Source organism: Streptomyces sp. F001 (assembly GCF_004187715.1).
GTDB lineage: Bacteria > Actinomycetota > Actinomycetes > Streptomycetales > Streptomycetaceae > Streptomyces > Streptomyces flavusporus.
This window is the reverse complement of the sequence record NZ_QZWF01000132.1, coordinates 1-2,914: the sequence shown is the minus strand read 5'-3', so window position 1 is coordinate 2,914 and position 2,914 is coordinate 1. Positions and strand designations below refer to the sequence as shown.

At 69.2% G+C, this 2,914-nt stretch carries 3 protein-coding genes; all 3 read left to right on the top strand.

The features are described from left to right. On the top strand, positions 1-808 hold an 808-nt coding region (locus StrepF001_RS44915; RefSeq protein WP_129803831.1), incomplete at its 5' end, for a site-2 protease family protein. A gap of 302 nt (positions 809-1,110) precedes the next feature. Continuing rightward, positions 1,111-1,503 (top strand): hypothetical protein, encoded by a 393-nt coding sequence (locus StrepF001_RS44910; RefSeq protein ID WP_129803830.1) that lies wholly within the window; start codon positions 1,111-1,113, stop codon positions 1,501-1,503. A 142-nt stretch (positions 1,504-1,645) separates the two neighbouring features. Then, positions 1,646-2,611, top strand: coding sequence for an XRE family transcriptional regulator (locus tag StrepF001_RS44905; protein ID WP_129803829.1), 966 nt, complete (start codon positions 1,646-1,648; stop codon positions 2,609-2,611). Positions 2,612-2,914: the final 303 nt, after the last annotated feature.

Sequence of the window (2,914 nt, the reverse complement as noted above, 5' to 3'; positions counted from 1 at the left end):
CATCAGCGCCTGTACCACCCGCCCTCCGTCCAGCGGTGCGGCCGCGCTCGGGGCGGGCATCGGGCTGGGCGCGCTGTCCGGCTGGGTGGTGCCGTCGGCCGTCCTGGTCTGGCTCGGGTGGGTGAACTTCGTCCTGGGCGTGTTCAATCTGCTGCCGGCCGCACCGCTGGACGGAGGGCGGGTGGTACAGGCGCTGATGTGGTGGCGTACCGGCGACCGCGACCGGGCCGAACGAGCAGCCGCACGCAGCGGCCAGGTCCTCGGCATCCTGATGATCGCCGTCGGCTGGATCTCCCTCCTGCGCGGCGCCTTGAGCGGTCTGTGGCTGATGCTCCTCGGCTTGTTCGTCCTGATCGTCGCCGGCGCGGAACGCCGACGCGCCGCACTCGCCCCGGCCCTGCGCGGCGTGCGAGCCGCCGATGCCATGTCGAGTCCGGTGGAGACCTGCCCGGACTGGTGGACCGTGGAACGCTGCGTCGAGGAGGTGGCCCTGCGCGCCCGCCATTCGATGCTGGCACTGATCGACTTCGAAGGGCGCCCCAGCGGCCTGCTCGCCCTGCCGCGGCTCGCGAGGATCCCCGCGCCGCAGCGGGGGACACAGCGCGTGCGTGACGTGGCGACCCCCCTGTCGCAGTGCACGACCTGCGCGCCGGACGACCTCCTGGACGACGTGCTCGAAAGGCTCCGCCCGGTCAGTGACATGTGCATCCTCGTCACCGACGGACCGAACCTGGTGGGCATCATCACCATGCGTGACGTCTCTCGGATCGTCCAGCGCCACGCACTGCGCGGGACGGGCAGCCGTTGAACGGCCGTTCAACGGTGGCGTACGCGGACGTGCCGCAGGCGTCGGCGTACGACCTGCCCGGTCTCGGAGGAGGTCCGGCCCCAAACCCGGACAAGGCTGTGACCAGGCCGGACAGCAGCGGAGTGTCCGGGACGGCCTGCTGCTCTTGTCGTGATCGGCCCTGGGCCAGCAAGCTCGGCGAGCACTGCCTCCGCGGCAGTGGTTCCCGTCAGCGGATGACCGAGCCCAGCTGACTGTCATGGGCATGACCAACAGTCTGGGATCCCGGATACGTCCGCCCAGAGGTATAAGGAGTAAGGCACATGAGACTGCGCCGCCCGGCTTCGACGGCCGCTGCCGCTGTGGCCATCGCAGCAGCCACGGCCCTTGCCGCATCACCCGCGCATGCCGCAGAGCAGTGGATCACGTTCTCCTACGAATCGCCCAGCGGAGGCTGGGGCTACAGCACCGTGACGACGGGCACCAGCCTGAAGCAGCTCACCTGCGACCAGGGAACGCCGGACGGCCTGCGCACGGTCTCCCACCTCACGATGCCGAACGGAAACGTCCATACCCTGCACGCCTCGCAAGGCAGCGGGAAGTGCATCGACGGCTCGTACAGCCCGATGAGGGGCACCTACACCCTGCGAGTGTGCCTGCGTAACGGCGCGTACGGCACCGATCGCCACTGCGACCAGAACACCTTCCAATACTGAGCACCCACCCGAACGACGCCGGTCCAGGGAGGGCAGGGAAGCACCTTCGATCAGGCGGATGCTGCCTCCTGCGCCCGCCAAGAGCGAACACGGCGGAATCGGCCGTTGCCTCGCATGTCATGGTCACAGCACACTGGCGCTCATGGAGAACCAGGGGGAGTCGTCGCCTTACGAGGCGCAGGACGCTGTCGGCTTCATCGCATCGATGCGGCAGCTCAAGGAGCGTTCCGGGCTGACCTATCGCGAACTGGAGGAGCGGGCAGCCCGGAACGGTGACGTGCTCGCGCGCAGCACACTGTCCGACGTCCTGCGACGGACGAACCTGCCGCGGCCGGAGATGCTGGCCGCGTTCGTGCGCGCCTGCGGGGAGGGACAGCGGGTCGATCTCTGGCTGGACGCCAGGGACCGGATTGCCGCACGCACCCCCGACGCGCCCGCAACGGCACCCGCGGGCAGCACGAGCGGTCAGCCGGACGAGGACCGGCCGCCGCACCTCGAGCGTCGGCCTCAACCGCAGAACGCAGAAGTCGCGGGTATTCAGCCACGCCGGTTCAAGGGCCGCACAGTCGCGCTCGCGTCCACACTCATCGTCCCACTGCTCGCCGTACTGGCCTGGGGGTTGATCCCCGACAACTCCGATCCCAACACAGAGGGATCTCCCGCCGGCGGCTGGGTCACCATCCGCCCCGCCCGTACGCCCGACCTCTGCCTGACCGACGGACGCGACCGCGACGGCGCCTACGACCACGCCGTCGCGGTCCAGCTTCCCTGCGCCCAGATCACCGTGCCGCGCACCTACCTCGAACCGGCCGGCGAGAGTCTGTACCGAATCCAGTGGCACCACCCTCAGGAGGGCAAGGGGTGCCTGACGGTCATGAGCACCGGCGAGGTCAAGGGAATGCTCGAACCTCGGAACGACTGTGCCCACGCCACCCTGTTCCGCCTGGAACCCGTCAGCGCTGATAAGACCGAGGGATTCCGGATCCGCCCGGCCCACAGCAGCCGCTGCCTCGGCCTGGTCGACGACGACACCGTCGAGGGGGCCGAGGCGATCGAGGAGCCCTGTACGGGCGCGGACGATCAGCGCTTCCTGGTCCGGACGGGCTGACCACCCTTACTGCAGCGGAAGGGAGCGCCCCAGGCTTGACGTGGTGGCGCCCACTGCTGCGCGGCCCGCCCACTGAGCTTGACGTTCAACGTCTGCTTCCTTCGTCGTTCGACGAACATGCCGGGATATCCGTTCGCCGCGGCACACGACCACTGGCTAGTAGGGCTTGGCTAGGTTGGGGTGAGTGTGTCGTGTCGGGTCCAGGGTCTTCGGCAGGTGGGGCATGTTCCTGCCCAGCAGGTGAGGAGGACTTGGAGCTCGGCTACGGCCTGGGAGGTCGTGAGGCCGCGGCCGGGTCTGGAG

Excerpts from the sequence above, each read along its gene's own strand:
- StrepF001_RS44910 (WP_129803830.1), top strand. The coding sequence starts at position 1,111 with ATGAGACTGCGCCGCCCGGCTTCGACGGCCGCTGCCGCTGTGGCCATC.
- StrepF001_RS44905 (WP_129803829.1), top strand. The coding sequence starts at position 1,646 with ATGGAGAACCAGGGGGAGTCGTCGCCTTACGAGGCGCAGGACGCTGTC.